Origin of the sequence: Bacillus sp. EKM208B, assembly GCF_011800725.1 — a bacterium.
GTDB classification, from domain to species: domain Bacteria; phylum Bacillota; class Bacilli; order Bacillales; family Bacillaceae; genus Bacillus; species Bacillus velezensis.
On the sequence record NZ_JAANHO010000004.1, the window covers coordinates 1 to 16,044 of the forward strand.

Consider the following 16,044-nt stretch of genomic DNA (forward strand, 5'->3'; position numbering starts at 1 on the left):
TTATCCCGTTTTTTGTCTGCTGAATCCAGCTTTTGATCGACATCTTCTGTAGAGAAAACATCAAGATGAATGATATCACTGATTTCATCAAGGATACCTTTCATTTCATTGCGCTGCTCCTGCATGATAGCTTGTGATGTATTCTTCGCATGTATCAACTCATGTTCTAAAAATGACTCTTCCACAAACGAATCGGCCAATCCGGCATCAGCTACTTTTCCTGAAATACTGTTAAGAAACGCAATCTTCATATCGATCAGATCAAGCCAGCTGTCCGTGACGCTGGCGTGGTCTTGGAAAAAGGCTTTGATATTGTCGGCGCCTTTGCCTGAAAACTCACTGTCGTCTAAGTCAGCCATTTCCTGAAACGCTTTTCTGAGATTAATAAATTGTTCTCTAATCTGATCGTATTGTTTAGCCCGCTTTTCTGCGGCTGAAATGAACGAGGCTGCTTCAAATACTTTCATTTACGTCTCCTTTCCGCTTCTTTCTGTCTAAATTTTACCATAGGATATAATGCCTGAAGAACTTCTTTTTTGTTGCGTTGAACTTTCTCCGTTCATAAAAATAACCATCAAACTGATGTTTTCTCCCGCAAGTCAAATCGCGGAAAATGCATCGGCTGATGGTTATAAAGAGTATGGATCCCAGTCTTAAATGCAGGGAAGTGAGATAACGAGTACACCTAGATTCCTTCATATGTGACAACCCAATATTATTTATGCCAAAAACAGCTAACAGCGCAGTAAAGGTCATTACAGAATTCATTTCCCTCGAAGTTAGTCTTAAGATAGTTTAAATTAAGCCATTGAGTATTTTTTCAAACTTATTCACGCTCATCATCTCATGAGTGAGAAATGTCCCATTATAAAACACGCTGAAAGTCGTCCAAACTGCCGGGGATTTTTGCGCCATATCTTTTGACGTTATTCGCCGGGCCTGAAAATGAAGTCCTTTCTTTTCAATCAGTTCCTTTAAATCCTTTAACAATCCGACTGCAAATGGGCATTGAGCTGTATAAAATATTGTGATTCCCTTATCATTAACGGAATTACTTTTCACCTGTTTTTTAAATACAGGAGGATGTGCATGTTCATTCCACGTCAGTGACACCAACTGAAAATAGGGTTCTGCTTCATCTTGCACAGCAAATCCCATATGCTCGAAGAAATGCTTATCACTTAAATAAGGGAGTTTTTTCTTCCCCACTATATGAACTATCCCATCCATACCTCGGGATTTTGCATCTGACACACATTTTTCTAACAAGTGTTTCGCATGTCCGTTATTCTTATATTTACCTGAGACCCAAAGACAATTAATAAACATAAAATTAGGTGCGCTTACCGGAACCCATGCTTCTTCTGCAGGTAAATATTCAATAAAAACTTTTGCCCGTTTGTTTAGGCGATAGAACACCAAGCCATCAATCATTCGATCTTTGAGCCAGCTCTTCTTTTCATTTACCGCATCCTCATATTGTTTCGTACCTAATGCACAGCAAATATGATTGTCATCAATATTGTCCCTAGTCAACTCAATGTATTCCATTTTTCCTCACCCGCTTTCTGGATTCATCACATGAATTTCAATTTGAACAATGCAGACTGTGCATGGCGCTAGTCGGTCTTTTTTAGAAAATCAGCTTTACTTCTGGGGAGTATTGTAATTTCTCAGAAATATAGAGTCCCAGAACCAATATATGAACGCAGCAACAATGCTCATTATGTAATAAATGAAAGTTCTAAAAACTGAGAAATCAATTGGCGGATTATCTATGTACCAGAACAAGAACACAGCTAAAAAAGCGACTGCTGTATAAATGAAAAGATGAACCAAACTAAACTTTTTAGGCTTCTTTCTTAGCCATAGTTGCACAGGAACAGCAAACAAAAGGTAAGTAATGAATGCGTAAAAAGCAATGATAACCACAGTAACCAATGCAAATGGCACAAAACCCGAGTATACAAACATATATAGCCCGAAGATCAAACCATACGACAAACTTGAAAAAGCCAATGTGTAAGTATAGCTTTGACTTTTGCTCCAAGACGCTGCTTCCATATATTTCACCTGCTTTTTATAAAAATAAAGTATCCATTTTTTCCTATTGTTTAAAATCAGTATATATCCATCACTTTAAAAGATCTATGTTTTTTGGCAGATCATCAATTCACTATCTTAATATCCAGAAATTTTATTGCCATTAAAAAAGGTCAAGGAAATACCTTGACTGTGTATCGCTCACCAATCTGCATCCGGCTCATCGTGTTCGAATCCGTAAAAGCCTTTAATCCACACATCTCCGCAGCCGGCTCCTTCACCTTATCAGCCGCGCTCAAGTTCAAATGATTACCCGTGAAATTCTTTTCACAAAGGGTAAAATCATCTCCTGCCAGTGTAATTCTCTGCAGTTTAAGCTCAAATATCGGCAGAAAGATTATGACCACAAATTCAAAGCAAGAAACGACAGCCCCCATGCAGATAGACCAAACATTACAAAGAACCTAAGCAAAGCTTCGAATTTTGTAAGTCTTCGCTCCCTTTTCGTTTTACCCAATTTCCAATAAACGGCGTAGCAGGAAAACACCAAAATGAGTTGTCCAAGTCGCGACACAGATTCTAAGAATTCTATACCATTCATTGATTTTCACCTCGTTTATTTAAACAGAAAGTCTTTCTTACAGCGTTTATCCAAAGCACTGATTTCTTCGGTTATAAAAACCGCTTGAGGAATTTGTTTGTAAAATGGTTTGCCTGCCGCTTGATAAAAACAGCCCATCCTTACTCCCCATGTATCAATCAATATAAATTTTATTATCTCAGATGGAAAGACGATTTCCAACAGTTATGTAAAAATAAGTAACTGTAATATGCTAATTGTATAAGAAAAGTTGTCTGTTCCAGCAGAACCATGAGTGTTGCATTTCTCCATTAAAGCGCTAAAGGAAAATTATAAAAGAGCCGATTTTAGGCTCATTCGCGAAGCTTTATCATTTTATTTTTATGATTGTATCCTCCTGTCAGTCCTGCTGGGATAAATTTGCGGGAAGATTAGTTTTAATCCGCCGCCCTGCTCACCTTCGAACCTTCTTGCAGCTTCCCCACAAATAAATATCCAGATGAACAGCTTTCACCTCTTCCCTTTGTGAATCCCTGTGTGAAATCTGACTCTTCCCAAAACTTATCTGGCCTTTGCATCGTGGAGCGCCAATTCTCATGCATCAATTTAATTAATCCAGGATATTCGTATTTTGCTTTTCCGTTAGCTGAATAACGCTTTATAAGAAGCGGGGAATTCTTGATTTACGCGCTGCACTTCCAATGTAAATTCACGTTCCTCTTCTGTCACTCGTCTGAGTCTGTCAGATTTTTTTGTGTATCTATGTCGGCACCTGGAGGAACGAACCGATTCGGTGCAATTCGTACACCATTTGTGATAACAGCATTGTATGAAATAAATGATCCTTTTCCTATAATTGCATTGTATACGATTGCCTTAAAACCGATGAACGTGTGATTTCCAAGAGGGCCATGAATGAGAGCATCATGTCCGACACTTACATTGTTTCCGATATAAGCTGATAAAGGGCGCAAACTTAGTGAGCCGGTGATTGTCAAATTTATCTTCCGTCAGCTTTTTATCGCTCAAAAAAAGGCCTCCTTTGAAAACGTATCTATTCATGTATATATGTAAATTCTGTGCATTTGGAGATGACAAATCATCAATAGAATCCTCCCTGCACAGCTCCCTCAATTTTTGTAGAGACACTTATCCGCAAAATGTAAGGGTTTTCAAAATAAGAGCGGTATGTTAAATTGTAAGATAAGTAAAAATTTTCTGCTAATATTTGAAAGGGGTGTATGATTTGAAAGCAGTAGTAGCAACAAAAGACAAAAGTATAGCGATCGTACAAAAAGAATTACGTCCTTTGCGACATGGTGAAGCCAAAGTTAAGATGGAATACTGCGGTGTATGTCATACTGACTTGCATGTTAAAAATGCTGATTTCGGGGATGTTACTGGCGTCACTTTAGGTCATGAGGGAATAGGCATTGTAACTGAGATCGGTGAAGGTGTAACAAGTCTGAAAAAGGGCGACCGCGTCTCTATTGCCTGGATGTTTGAAAGCTGCGGCTGCTGTGAATATTGCCTAACTGGCCGTGAAACCTTGTGCCGGGATGTAAAAAATGCCGGCTATACAGTTGACGGCGCAATGGCTGAAGAAGCAATCGTAGCGGTTGATTATGCAATAAAGGTGCCGGAAAATTTAGATCCTGCAGCAGCAAGCAGCATTACTTGTGCAGGTGTAACAACTTATAAAGCGGTTAAAGTCAGTGAAATTAAACCAGGTCAATGGATCGGTGTATTTGGAGTCGGCGGTTTAGGCAACTTGGCTGTTCAATATGCAAAAAATGTCTTTAACGCTAAAGTAATTGCTTTCGACATTAGCGATGAAAAATTGAATTTTGCTAAGAGCTTAGGCGCTGATGCGGTTGTAAACAGTTTAAACGAAGACCCCGTCGCTAAAGCAAAAGAAGTGACTAACGATTCAGGGCTTGATGCTGTGGTCATCACGGCTGTCTCTAAAACCCCTTTCAATCAAGCGATTGATGTTGTAAAAGCAGGAGCCCGTGTAGTCGCTGTCGGTTTACCGGTGGACAAAATGGATTTAGATATTCCCCGTCTCGTGTTAGATGGGATTCAGGTAGTAGGTTCATTAGTAGGTACCAGAGAAGATTTGAAGGAAGCTTTTCAATTTGCCGCAGACGGTAAAGTTGTACCTAAAGTGACAAAGCGCCCGATTGAAGATGTGAATGATATTTTTGAAGAAATGGAGCAAGGTAAAGTGACCGGCCGCATGGTTATCGATTTTACTTCCTAATCTTAAGGCTGCCGGGAATGATACGGCAGCCTTTGATCTCGATTCTTGCTCAGCGCCCCACCCAGACTGAATGAGACTTTGTCATTTAGTTCAGAAAAGAAGCTCTACAGACCATTCAGCGGACATTCATTTAGCGAGTACTGCCTGAACTAACCCTGATACCAATATAATGCAAGGTCAGTCATTGCCGAAGCGTAGCCCTGCTGTCTTAACATAGTTGTTATGCTGCCCCGATGATAAGTTCCGTGATTGGCAACATGGAATAAAATTTCTGAGTAAGCAGTTTCTCTGTAACCTAACCAAGGATTATTTAAGTTCATTTTTTGTTCTAAATCTGTTTGGCTATTCATCCATTCTTCAAACTGTGAAGCCAGTTCTTCATAAGACGCCGCAAATTCATCTGCAGAATATAAATGAGCCCTTTCTGAATAACCCATAGAAGCTTCCAATGCTTCCTGCATGTCTATTCCTTTAAGTACTTGTAACCACATAACATCCACCGCGCAGATGTGACTGAACGTTTGAGCAATTGTAGGATATGAACTGTGAACCTCTTCATAAAGGACATTACTTGGTAATTCCTTTATTCTTTCTAATAACGCTTTATTCGCCCAAACATGGTACTGATACATGTTTTTCACATGGTTCATTTAACATCTCTCCTTTAAAGTTGATACTTGTGATTATAAAAAAAGATATATGACAGCAGATTGTCATACATCTTTATAAATTTTCATTATTTTTTCAGCTTCATCTATTAAAATTGATTGCAGTTCCACCGGTTTTATAATTTTAGCGCCACTGCCAAAGCTCAAAAGAATTGATTTAAGCCATCCGGCATGCTGAGGCCGATACACAGAGATTGTAAACGTCATACTTCCATCGCTGTTCATGACTTTTGAAGCGTTCTGAAATTGATCTAATACTTTAGCTATGGAATTAGGATTAACCCAAATGACTACATCCGCAAACCCTCCCAGGTCGGATTCTGAATAAGATGGTTCATCTTTTACTTTGTGACTGCGCAAAAACTCTTCTTGAGCAAGCGTTATATTCATCATACGTGATACTCTAAATTCTCTATCATCTTGACGTTCTCTGCAGAAGCCATATACATACCAATTACGAAACTTATAATGAAGGTGGATAGGTTCTACTTCACGTGATGTAAATTCATTTTTATTACTGACATAATCAAAGCGTACTGCCTTTTTTTCCTGTATAGCTTTTCGCAGCCGGATTAATGAATTCGGTTCTGTTCTAAGGCTTTCCAAGTTAACATACAAAGTCCTGCTGCTTTCGCTTGTATCCAGAGATTTTAATCTATCTATCGTGTGTTCAACTTCCTTATCTTCAAAAACACTCGACAAACTGCTTAATACTGTAATTAAATTCAATACATCATGAGAACCGATTAAACTTTTATCAAATTTGTATCCTCTCATTATCCCAAAACCGCCGTTAGCCCCTTGGTATGAAACGACTGGTATTCCAGCTGCACAAATCGCTTCGATGTCTCTATAAATTGTCCGCGTTGATACTTGAAATTCATCAGCTAAACTGGAGGCAGATAAAATTTCATTATGTAAGAGCTTGAATATGATTGATAACAAACGTTCTAATTTCAATTCTCAATTCCTTCCTTATTAGGGTTGGAAGTGCTCTTTTGGCTTTGACACATTTATGCCGCTCACCTCCTGTCACTTCAAGAAACCACGCAGAAAGCTTAATTTTTCCACCTAACCGCATAATACGCGAATACCATATGCTTTATCCCCGATAAACCCTTCTATCGCTTCATCTGATATTCAATAAAACGCCTGTTGAACCTTTGCTTATGTATACAGCTTCATCTTCACTGAGTAATTTGACGCCCAATTTAATCTACATAATAGTTCACTGAATCTCTCAACAATTTTAGAAGAGATGTTCGTTCAATCGACATCCTTGTGATATATATGGTAAAATTTATAAAAACAAACAAAGGAGTGTTGTTACATATGAGTCTTATCATTTTAGCATCCATGCTTTTATGGGGTGCAGTGATCCACGAGCTAAACAAACCTTCAAAAAAACAAAGTAAACGAAAAATGATCCCTTTGGTATCCCTCAGTTCTTTATCTACTTTAATCATCACAATTTCGCTTTTTTCTAATTTAATTGGTTGATATTTGTTATGAGGAAACCCGCCAGAGGTTCCTCATAACACTAAACCTACTCACTGCACACTTTACAGCAGACCTTATCAGAGTGTTTGCTTAACACTTTGTCCATTCTCCCCACAGGCATCTTCTTCTCACTCGGAAGTGTAAGATAAGCTGTTATCTCATCCCCTGATTTTAATGTTTTTCCGCAGATAGAGCATGTTAACTCAGTATTAAAGAAATTTTTTAATCCCATTCAGAAGCCTCCTTACTTACCTTTATAAAGTAATACGTTAATGCTTTATAAAAGTTTCAGGTTAAAGAAATACTCCTTGCCTGGGAATATACTTCGTTTCAGTTGATCCGCAGCCGCCCCGGTCATCGTTGCCTATAACTTTATCTGCACCACAAACCCGCAAGCAGCCTCCTTGTATCGTACCTTCCGTCCCTTTGTGATTTGTTTTGATTTGTCGTATACTGCGCTTGCCCGGGAAATGATGAATATTTTCGTTAACTATAATTTCCCTGTATCTCTTCGTATGTGGCTCTGCATGATGAAGTAACTTCATGGCTCACCACTTTCATACACAGTTTTATTGCATGTTTAGCCATATCCCTCCTCTATTATTTATTGTCTTAGAAGCTCTTCATTTTAGACATAACATCCATTTTTTCTTATTTAGACTTAAATCTATGTCGAAATTTATCGTCCGGCATATTATGTACTATCCTAACAACAGGAGGTGGCAATAATATGGGGAACTACGGTGGAAATTACGGTGGAAGCTCTTTCGTATTGATCGTTGTGCTGTTCATTTTGTTAATCATTGTAGGTGCTGCATTCCTTTTCTAGCACATTGACGATTTATATTCGTCTCCCAAACATTGCATCCCTTAGTTCGGACAGACGCCATAAGAAGTTTTATGGCGTTTTTACTTTTGAAAACAAATCCATTTAAAATAAACATTTTATTTTTACTCTGAAGTTTTTTCATAAGCAGGAGAGTTTCTTCCCCTGCCTACGGCTGCTAATCCTTTTCAGATCTTTTATGAAATACTCGGACTAATATTGCCGCTATGAAGATTAAGGCGAACAATCCAAAAGCAATTGATCCATTCTTTAAAATGATCCCAAAGATCAACAATGCGCAACCAGACAAAATAAATAGTATCTTACTTAAAATATTAATCATTTACATTTCTCCCAATCAAAGCTTGCATTGACACCAATAATACCTGCAGTATTTATACAAGCATAGCAAGCAGTTCCACATAAAATAGTTAAACCAGTGATTGCCCATTGGCTAATATTCTTATCGCATAAACAATCTGATACACATCCAGTCCAACCCTTAGCACTCATCATGTTTGATGATGAGCCCGTTTTATCTTCTGCAGACTTTTCTGTCTCAAAGACACCAGACTTGTCTTCATCTTTAACACAAGACTTGTTCATGAAAATAACCCCTTTGTAAAAAAATAATTGTCATCCGGCACCAATACTACATATCAAACAGACCATCTCATAAATCACCTTCTCTCTTTAATAAAACGCTACCATTCATATAAATAATTGTTAAGCAAAATGGCTTTCACATAAAAAAAGCCGGATTCCTCCTTTAAGAGGTTCCGGCTTTTCTTATTGTTCGATCTTTGTTAGTTCAATGGGAACTTTTTATCATTGGTACAAATGCAGGAAATATCTGGTGACGTGCTGCACACCCCGCTATTATAATATTTCAATAGAGCCTTCTGTTCCATGAACGCGTATTCGCTGTCCATCTTTTATCAATTGGGTTGCATTTTCAACTCCAACAACTGCAGGTAAGCCGTATTCACGCGCGATAACCGCTCCATGGGTCATCAGTCCGCCAACTTCAGTGACCAGGCCTTTTATGGATACAAACAATGGCGTCCAGCTGGGATCAGTATAGGAGGTAACTAATATATCTCCATCTTCCAAATCGGCATCTTCCATGTTTAAAATAACCCGTGCCCGCCCTTCTATGACTCCCGAGGAAACGGGCAGCCCTGCAATCGCACCGGCCGGGAGATTTTCTCGTTTGTACTCGCCTGTAACGATTTCACCGTCAGATGTGATAACACGCGGCGGAGCTAGTTTTTCATATACTTTGTACTCGCCTTTTCGTGTGCTGATGATTTGGTAATCCAATTTATGTGTGCGTACGACTTCCTGAAGTTCTTCAAAAGTGAGATAGTATATGTCTTCTTTTTCATGAATAACGCCCGCTTCTGCGAGTTGTTCGGCTTCTTTCAGTAAAGCCTGCTTATAAACGAAGTAGCGGCTGATCATGCCGTATTTTGGATATTCTCTGAACCCGCTGAAGTTCCGGATGATGCGGATCATTCGTTTGGTTTCTTTGGCTTTTTGTTCACCATCCGGTAATTGCTTCAATCGGTCTAATAACTCTTGTTCTTTCTTCAACGCCTCCTGCCGCCCTTGCTCAAATTTCCGCTGGCTGGCATTTGGCTCAAAGTTTTTGAGATTATTAAGAATCATAGGGACAAGTGCAGTTGGTTTTTCGCTCCATCGAGTTCTTGTCATATCAATTTCTCCGGCACATCGCATTCCGTACTTGTTGAGATAAGCATAGATAGCGTCATGGGTTTCCCGCCCGCCTTCAAACGTCACCAGCCCATCCAAAAAGTGATCATCTTTTACATTCTCTAAATAGGCAATTACTTCTGGATAAGGGCGGATCACATCAGCGACGTCTAATAGCGCAAGCCCCATTTCTGAGGTAATATTATGGGATACAGATTGAGAAAGCGTGTCTGCTGCGTTTTTTTCACCTAACCACTCGTTCATTTTTTCGTTAATCCATGATGAAGCATCCATTGCAGTTCGAATCAACACCGAACTTTTTGGGTTAAATAAAATCTTCTTTAATTCCTGGATATCTTCCAAAATAAAACGAAATAAATCAGATCCTGATTTCGCCTGGATGTTTTGTTTTAACTCTTCTATCGATGCTTGACTGCTCTTAATCAAATCAGAAACAATTGCCGGATCGTTTTCAGCTTGTTCCGGCATATCTGCATTGCCTTTGCCGGGAATCGGTGCCGTTTTATCAGGTATCGGCTTAATGAAATCATCTCGCTCTATTATGGTCATAAGTGCGTCTTTTAAGAGCGGATCGTGCTGCCCCATGCCTTTTAAGAAAACTTCTCTGACATTAGGAGATGCCAGCTGATGTGTGACATCAACGAATAGCCTTCCGCCGGCTTTACGCATGGGTGCAGCAGTCGTCAACAGAAAAAAAGACAATCCAAGGGGTTTTATGGGATCCGTCATCATTTGCTGATGACCAACAGAGATATAGACGTGATTTTCTTGATCGTTCGCTTCAGGAACGGGGTATAACGTTGTGATCGGACGACTTTGGACAATATAAAAAGTATCGCGGTCCAAACACCATTCGATATCTTGCGGCTGGCCGAAATGAGCTTCGATCTGTCTCCCGATACGTGCCAGCTGTAAAATTTGTTCATCAGTCAGTGTTTGAATCTTTTGCTGATCAAGAGCGATCTCCTGTGTTTCTGTTCCGCCTTCTTTTCGTCCATAGATAGCCAATTTTTTAGTTTCTATTCTCTTATCGACGATTTGCCCGTCCTGTACTTTATAACAATCGGCAGAGACTAAGCCGGAGACAAGTGCTTCACCAAGTCCAAAACCGGCATCGATGGATAGCAGCTTTCGGTTTCCGGTCATCGGATCAGCGGTAAATAAAATTCCCGAAGCCTGAGGGAACACCATCCTTTGGATGATAACGGATAAATAAACTTGGCTGTGATCAAATCCATTTTGCATACGGTAAATGACCGCGCGATCCGTAAATAGGGACGCCCAACATTTACTGATATGCTGCAAGATCGCATCGACGCCGGTAATATTTAAATAGGTGTCTTGTTGACCGGCAAAAGAGGCATGCGGTAAATCCTCAGCTGTCGCACTGGAACGTACGGCATAGGCATGTTCTTCGCCGAATCGGGAGAGATGGCAAGCAACTGCTTTGACTACATCTGAAGGAATTTCTGCTTCCATAATGGTTTGCCGGATTTTTTTGCTGACTTCACCAATTTGATTCCGATTCTCCACTTTCAGCATGGTCAGTTGATCCAACAGCGCTTGTAACGTTTCGTTTTGTTCAATGGCTTTTTGATATCCTGCGGTTGTGACACAAAATCCTTCCGGTACTTGTATTCCTTGAATTTTTGATAATTCCCCTAAATGTAACCCTTTTCCTCCAACGAGCAAAGGCTGTGTTTTTTCAATTTCGTGAATGCCGAGAACCAAAGAACTCATTCTATATCTCCCCTTCAAAAAAATTTGACAAGAGCTTTTCAGTATGATATAATCATAATATAAGATGGATAACTATGACTTTTCACACAAAAAGCACGCGTGTTCTGATTATATCACCGTGTCTGTTTTTGTGCAATATAAAAAGAACCTGGCCAATTTGGCGAGGTTCTTTCTTCATTTTTGTCTAAAGCTCTTTAAAGCTGTATTGAGATCTTTTGTGTGAACGTAAATGTTCTTATACAACTCGAATAGTGTTTTATATTTTTGAACATTTTGTTCTTTTGGATAAAATGCAGCTGCTTCATGAATGAACTGCTCTGCACATTCTTCAAGAGAGTCAAACCACCCGCTTCCGAAGGCAGCTAACATCGCAGCCCCCATGGCGGGACCTTGTTCATTTTCTAACTTAACCACCCTCGTATTGAAAATATCAGCTTGCATTTGAAGCCACGTTTCATTTTTAGCTCCCCCGCCAATAGAGACAACCGTATCAACTGATTTTCCCGCTTCGCGGAATAGCTCAATTGATTCATATAAAGAGAATGTGATGCCTTCCATTATCGCCCTCAAAAAGTGCTCTCTTTTATGGGCTCCGTCCATTCCGATCAAGCTTCCCCGAATAGATGAATCAGCATGCGGCGTTCTTTCACCGACTAAGTAAGGAGTGTACAGCAGTCCATTTGCTCCTATCGGAACAGATTCCACTCCCCGCAATAATTGTTCAAACGATTCGTTTGGCGCAAACGTTTTTTTAAACCAGTCCAAGCTGTACCCTGCAGCGAGCGTGACCCCCATCGTATAAAAAGAATCCTTTTTTCCATGATTAAAAAAGTGCACTTTCCCTTTAAAATCTCTTTCTTTGTCTTCCTCACAGGAAAGTATGACTCCTGACGTCCCAATGCTGCATAACGTTTTTCCGGAAGAAAGAATACCGGCTCCGACAGCACCGCAAGCATTATCTGCTCCCCCGGCGTACACTTTTGTTTTTTCCAACAGCCCAGTCTCCGCCGCAACGCTCGGAAGCAGCGATCCTACACAGTCATGGGATTCAACAAGCGGAGGACAAATTTCCGCTGAAATACCAAATTGATTGCAAATCTCATCGCTCCACTCTTTGCGGGTCATATGTAAAAGTAACGTTCCCGCCGCATCGGAGTATTCGGTGTGAATGGCGCCAGTCATGCGGAATCTCACATAGTCTTTCGGAAGCAAAAAAACAGCGGTTTTGTTAAAAAGTTCAGGCTCATGTTCCTTCACCCATAACATTTTAGGTAATGTAAACCCTTCAAGAACACGGTTTTTTGTGATATCAAGCAGATGATCGCCAAATGTCTCGGTTATCCTGCTACATTGAGGCGTCGTTCTGGTATCATTCCAAAGAATCGCATGACGCAGCACCCGCCGATCTTGGTCAAGCAGTACTAACCCATGCATTTGTCCTGAATAGCTAATCCCGTCAATATCCCCGGCTTGAACGTTGGATATCGAAATCAATTCAGCCAATGCTTCAATTGTATGCTGCACCCAGTCTTCAGGATTTTGCTCACTATATCCCGCCTTCTCTTGGATGAGCGGGTAACTTTTGGACGTTTCTGCACAAACCTTGCCGTTTTGATTGACTAAAATGGTTTTAACGGCACTCGTTCCAAGATCTATTCCAATGACATACTTCATTTTTTCACTCCTTCCTCTCTAAATAGATCCCCATTGAAATGACCCGCCATAACAGTAACTTCATGACGGGCAATTCCGGGAACTTGGCTGCCTGCATCTTTTTACAGCGGGATCTGGAGCTTCTTTTTTCATTATACCTGTAAAATGTATTGGTTTAATATCGCTTTTAACCGCTCCTGTCTCCCTGATTCGTTTTTAATTGGCTGATTGTTCAGCGCATATTGCTCAAGTGTCTTAAAATCAGCTCTTCCTTCTGCAATTTCAAGACCAATCCCTTCAGTAAAACTGCGGTAACGGTGTTGAATCACATCTTCAAACACACGATCTTCGATTAATTTGTGGGCGGCTTTCAACCCTCTTGCAAATGTATCCATCCCTGCAACATGGGCATATAGTAAATCATCAGGCTCAAAAGAAGATCTTCTGACCTTTGCGTCAAAGTTTAATCCGCCGCTTCCAAGACCGCCATTTTGCAGGATTTCGTACATTGCTAATGTCGCAGAATATAAATCTGTCGGAAATTCATCTGTGTCCCAGCCTAAAAGGGGATCACCCTGATTCGCGTCAACAGAGCCAAGAAGGCCATGCACTCTCGCCATGCGTAATTCATGTTCGAATGTATGCCCGGCTAATGTGGCATGATTGGCTTCGAGATTTAATTTAAAATGATTGTCTAAGCCATATTGCTTTAAAAAGGCAATGGTTGTTGCTGCGTCCGTATCATATTGATGGGTGGTCGGCTCTTTTGGTTTTGGTTCAATCAAAAACTGCCCTGTATACCCGATTTCCTTCGCATAATCCACTGCCATATGCATAAATCTGGCCATATTATCAAGCTCAAATTTTAAATCGGTATTTAACAAAGTTTCGTACCCTTCACGTCCGCCCCAAAATACATAGTTCTCCGCGCCAAGCTCTTTTGCTGTTTCTAATCCTTTTTTTACTTGGGCTGCGGCATACGCAAATACATCTGCATTACAAGAAGTCGCCGCACCATGGACGAAACGGGGATTCGTAAACATGTTTGCAGTATTCCATAATAACTTAACGCCGCTGGTTCTCATGTAGTCTTTTATCATGTCCACGATTATATCCAGATTTTGATTTGTCTCTTTTAACGTACTTCCTTCCGGTGCGATATCCCGGTCATGAAAAGCAAAAAATGGCGCATCCAGTTTTTCAAACAGCTCAAACGCTGCATCTACCCTCGCTCTCGCCAGATCCATGCCTTTATAGTGATCCCACGGTCTCTGCATCGTAGCTGCGCCAAAAATGTCTGTGCCGTCAGCGGTAAATGTATGCCAATAGGCAATAGAAAATCGCAAATGCTCTTTCATCGTTTTTCCGCCAATTACTTCTTGAGAATTATAGTATTTAAATGCTAAAGGATTCGTGGATTCTTTCCCTTCGTAAATCACTTTGTTTACGCTTTCAAAATAGTTGACTGAACCGGAATGAGAGTGAGCCATGTGTGATTTCCCCCTTAAAAATAAATTCTAAACATGATCATTCAAATACAGATGCTTTTATGTCATGTTGCACATTAGTTTGTTGCCCAAACAAACTAACTTATTTTCATCTTATATAACCTCATCAGTATTTTCAATATTTTTTTTAGTTTTTTACGAACACATTAGATATAATAAAGGTTGGATTCGCTATGTACTGCGTTTCGCACGATAACACAGAACGTTCAACTTAATTTAAAGATTATACAAATGGAGTGGATGAAGTGGATATCGCTGATCAAGCCTTTGTCAAAAAAGTTAACCAAAAGTTATTACTAAACGAAATACTTAAGAATTCTCCTATTTCAAGAGCAAAATTATCTGAAATGACCGGATTAAATAAATCAACTGTTTCGTCACAGGTAAACACTTTAATGAAAGAAAACCTCGTATTTGAAATAGGTCAGGGACAATCCAGCGGCGGCAGAAGACCTGTCATGCTTGTTTTTAATAAAAAAGCAGGATACTCCGTAGGAATAGATGTTGGCGTGGATTATGTTAATGGCATTTTAACAGATCTTGAAGGGACGATCGTCCTTGATCAACACCATCATTTGGAATGCAATTCTCCAGAAATCACTAAAGATATTTTAATTGAGATGATTCATCACTTTATTGCAAATATGCCGCAATCTCCATACGGGCTTATTGGTATAGGTATTTGCGTGCCTGGACTCATTGATAAAGATCAAAAAATTGTTTTCACTCCGAACTCCAACTGGAGAGATATTGACTTAAAATCTTTCATCCGAGAGAAGTTCAATGTGCCCGTTTTTATTGAAAATGAGGCAAATGCCGGCGCATATGGAGAAAAAGTATTTGGTGCGGCAAAAAATCACGATAACATGATTTATGCAAGTATCGGTACAGGAATAGGAATCGGAGTTATAATCAACAATCATTTATATAGAGGGGTTGGCGGATTTTCTGGAGAAATGGGACATATGACAATAGACTTTAAGGGTCCTAAATGCAGCTGCGGAAACCGAGGCTGCTGGGAATTGTATGCTTCAGAGAAGGCTTTATTAACATCTCTTCAGACGAAAGAGAAAAAAGTGTCCAGCCAAGATATCATAGACCTCGCCCATCTGAATGATGTTGGAACTTTACAGGCATTACAAAATTTTGGTTTCTATTTAGGAATAGGCCTGACCAATATTCTAAATACATTTAATCCGCAAGCCATCATTTTAAGAAACAGCATCATTGAATCGCATCCTATGGTTTTACATTCAATTAAAAGTGAAGTGTCATCCAGGGTTTATTCCCATTTAGACAATAGCTATGAATTATTACCATCTATCCTAGGAAAAAATGCACCCGCTTTAGGAATGTCCTCTATTGTGATTGATCATTTTCTCGACATGGTTCATAACTGAAATGTACATACTTCTATGTTTTACGCTCATCTTTAAAGATGGGTTTTTTTATTCTAGGAGTATTTCTGAATCAATACTGACATAGGACACTTTCTTATATGAAAAAGGAGTTCTAAAATAGAAATC

The 16,044-nt window shown here is 39.8% G+C and carries 13 protein-coding genes and 1 pseudogene; 3 read left to right on the forward strand and 11 right to left on the reverse strand.

What is annotated here, in order from left to right; translation table 11 throughout:
• The 5 genes and pseudogenes from G9F75_RS08215 to G9F75_RS20240 all read right to left on the reverse strand — a co-directional run.
• On the reverse strand, positions 1-467 hold a 467-nt coding region (locus tag G9F75_RS08215), incomplete at its 3' end, for a T7SS effector LXG polymorphic toxin (RefSeq protein WP_167409040.1).
• Between the two features lie 328 nt (positions 468-795).
• Positions 796-1,551, reverse strand: coding sequence for an N-acetyltransferase (locus tag G9F75_RS08220; protein ID WP_014417998.1), 756 nt, complete (start codon positions 1,549-1,551; stop codon positions 796-798).
• Between the two features lie 96 nt (positions 1,552-1,647).
• Complete coding sequence (locus G9F75_RS08225; RefSeq protein WP_014417997.1) at positions 1,648-2,064, reverse strand: UPF0715 family protein; 417 nt, start codon at positions 2,062-2,064, stop codon at positions 1,648-1,650.
• A gap of 376 nt (positions 2,065-2,440) precedes the next feature.
• Positions 2,441-2,644: a hypothetical protein gene (locus tag G9F75_RS20075; RefSeq protein ID WP_017417852.1), complete on the reverse strand. Its 204-nt coding sequence runs from the start codon at positions 2,642-2,644 to the stop codon at positions 2,441-2,443.
• Positions 2,645-3,080: 436 nt separating this feature from the next.
• A pseudogene (locus tag G9F75_RS20240) lies at positions 3,081-3,215 on the reverse strand (hypothetical protein); the annotation flags it as partial.
• A 654-nt stretch (positions 3,216-3,869) separates the two neighbouring features.
• On the opposite strand from G9F75_RS20240, the gene adhP reads away from it, so the two are divergent.
• Complete coding sequence (gene adhP, locus G9F75_RS08245) at positions 3,870-4,886, forward strand: alcohol dehydrogenase AdhP (protein ID WP_014417995.1); 1,017 nt, start codon at positions 3,870-3,872, stop codon at positions 4,884-4,886.
• Between the two features lie 149 nt (positions 4,887-5,035).
• On the opposite strand, the gene G9F75_RS08250 is transcribed toward adhP, so the two are convergent.
• On the reverse strand, positions 5,036-5,536 hold the full coding sequence (locus tag G9F75_RS08250; protein WP_167409041.1) for a DinB family protein: 501 nt from the start codon (positions 5,534-5,536) through the stop codon (positions 5,036-5,038).
• 63 nt (positions 5,537-5,599) lie between these two features.
• Positions 5,600-6,514, reverse strand: coding sequence for a helix-turn-helix transcriptional regulator (locus G9F75_RS08255; protein WP_121984440.1), 915 nt, complete (start codon positions 6,512-6,514; stop codon positions 5,600-5,602).
• Positions 6,515-7,784: 1,270 nt separating this feature from the next.
• Between G9F75_RS08255 and G9F75_RS08265 the strand changes: the two genes are divergently transcribed.
• The gene (locus tag G9F75_RS08265; RefSeq protein WP_003154037.1) at positions 7,785-7,883 is read left to right on the forward strand and encodes a YjcZ family sporulation protein; all 99 of its coding nucleotides are present in this window, start codon (positions 7,785-7,787) and stop codon (positions 7,881-7,883) included.
• Positions 7,884-8,219: 336 nt separating this feature from the next.
• Here G9F75_RS08265 and G9F75_RS08270 read toward each other — a convergent pair whose 3' ends face one another.
• The 4 genes from G9F75_RS08270 to xylA all read right to left on the reverse strand — a co-directional run bounded on the left by G9F75_RS08270 (position 8,220) and on the right by xylA (position 14,500).
• The gene (locus G9F75_RS08270) at positions 8,220-8,486 is read right to left on the reverse strand and encodes a hypothetical protein (protein ID WP_021493437.1); all 267 of its coding nucleotides are present in this window, start codon (positions 8,484-8,486) and stop codon (positions 8,220-8,222) included.
• Positions 8,487-8,759: 273 nt separating this feature from the next.
• Positions 8,760-11,357 carry a phosphoenolpyruvate synthase gene (ppsA, locus tag G9F75_RS08275; RefSeq protein WP_121984438.1) on the reverse strand — a complete coding sequence of 866 codons (2,598 nt, stop codon included), beginning with the start codon at positions 11,355-11,357 and terminating at the stop codon, positions 8,760-8,762.
• A 174-nt stretch (positions 11,358-11,531) separates the two neighbouring features.
• On the reverse strand, positions 11,532-13,031 hold the full coding sequence (gene xylB, locus G9F75_RS08280) for a xylulokinase (RefSeq protein ID WP_088056496.1): 1,500 nt from the start codon (positions 13,029-13,031) through the stop codon (positions 11,532-11,534).
• Positions 13,032-13,162: 131 nt separating this feature from the next.
• Positions 13,163-14,500 (reverse strand): xylose isomerase, encoded by a 1,338-nt coding sequence (xylA, locus tag G9F75_RS08285; RefSeq protein ID WP_017417840.1) that lies wholly within the window; start codon positions 14,498-14,500, stop codon positions 13,163-13,165.
• Between the two features lie 263 nt (positions 14,501-14,763).
• Here xylA and xylR point away from each other — a divergent pair, with 263 nt between their 5' ends.
• Positions 14,764-15,918 (forward strand): transcriptional repressor XylR, encoded by a 1,155-nt coding sequence (xylR, locus tag G9F75_RS08290; protein ID WP_167409042.1) that lies wholly within the window; start codon positions 14,764-14,766, stop codon positions 15,916-15,918.
• The last annotated feature ends 126 nt before the right edge of the window (positions 15,919-16,044 follow it).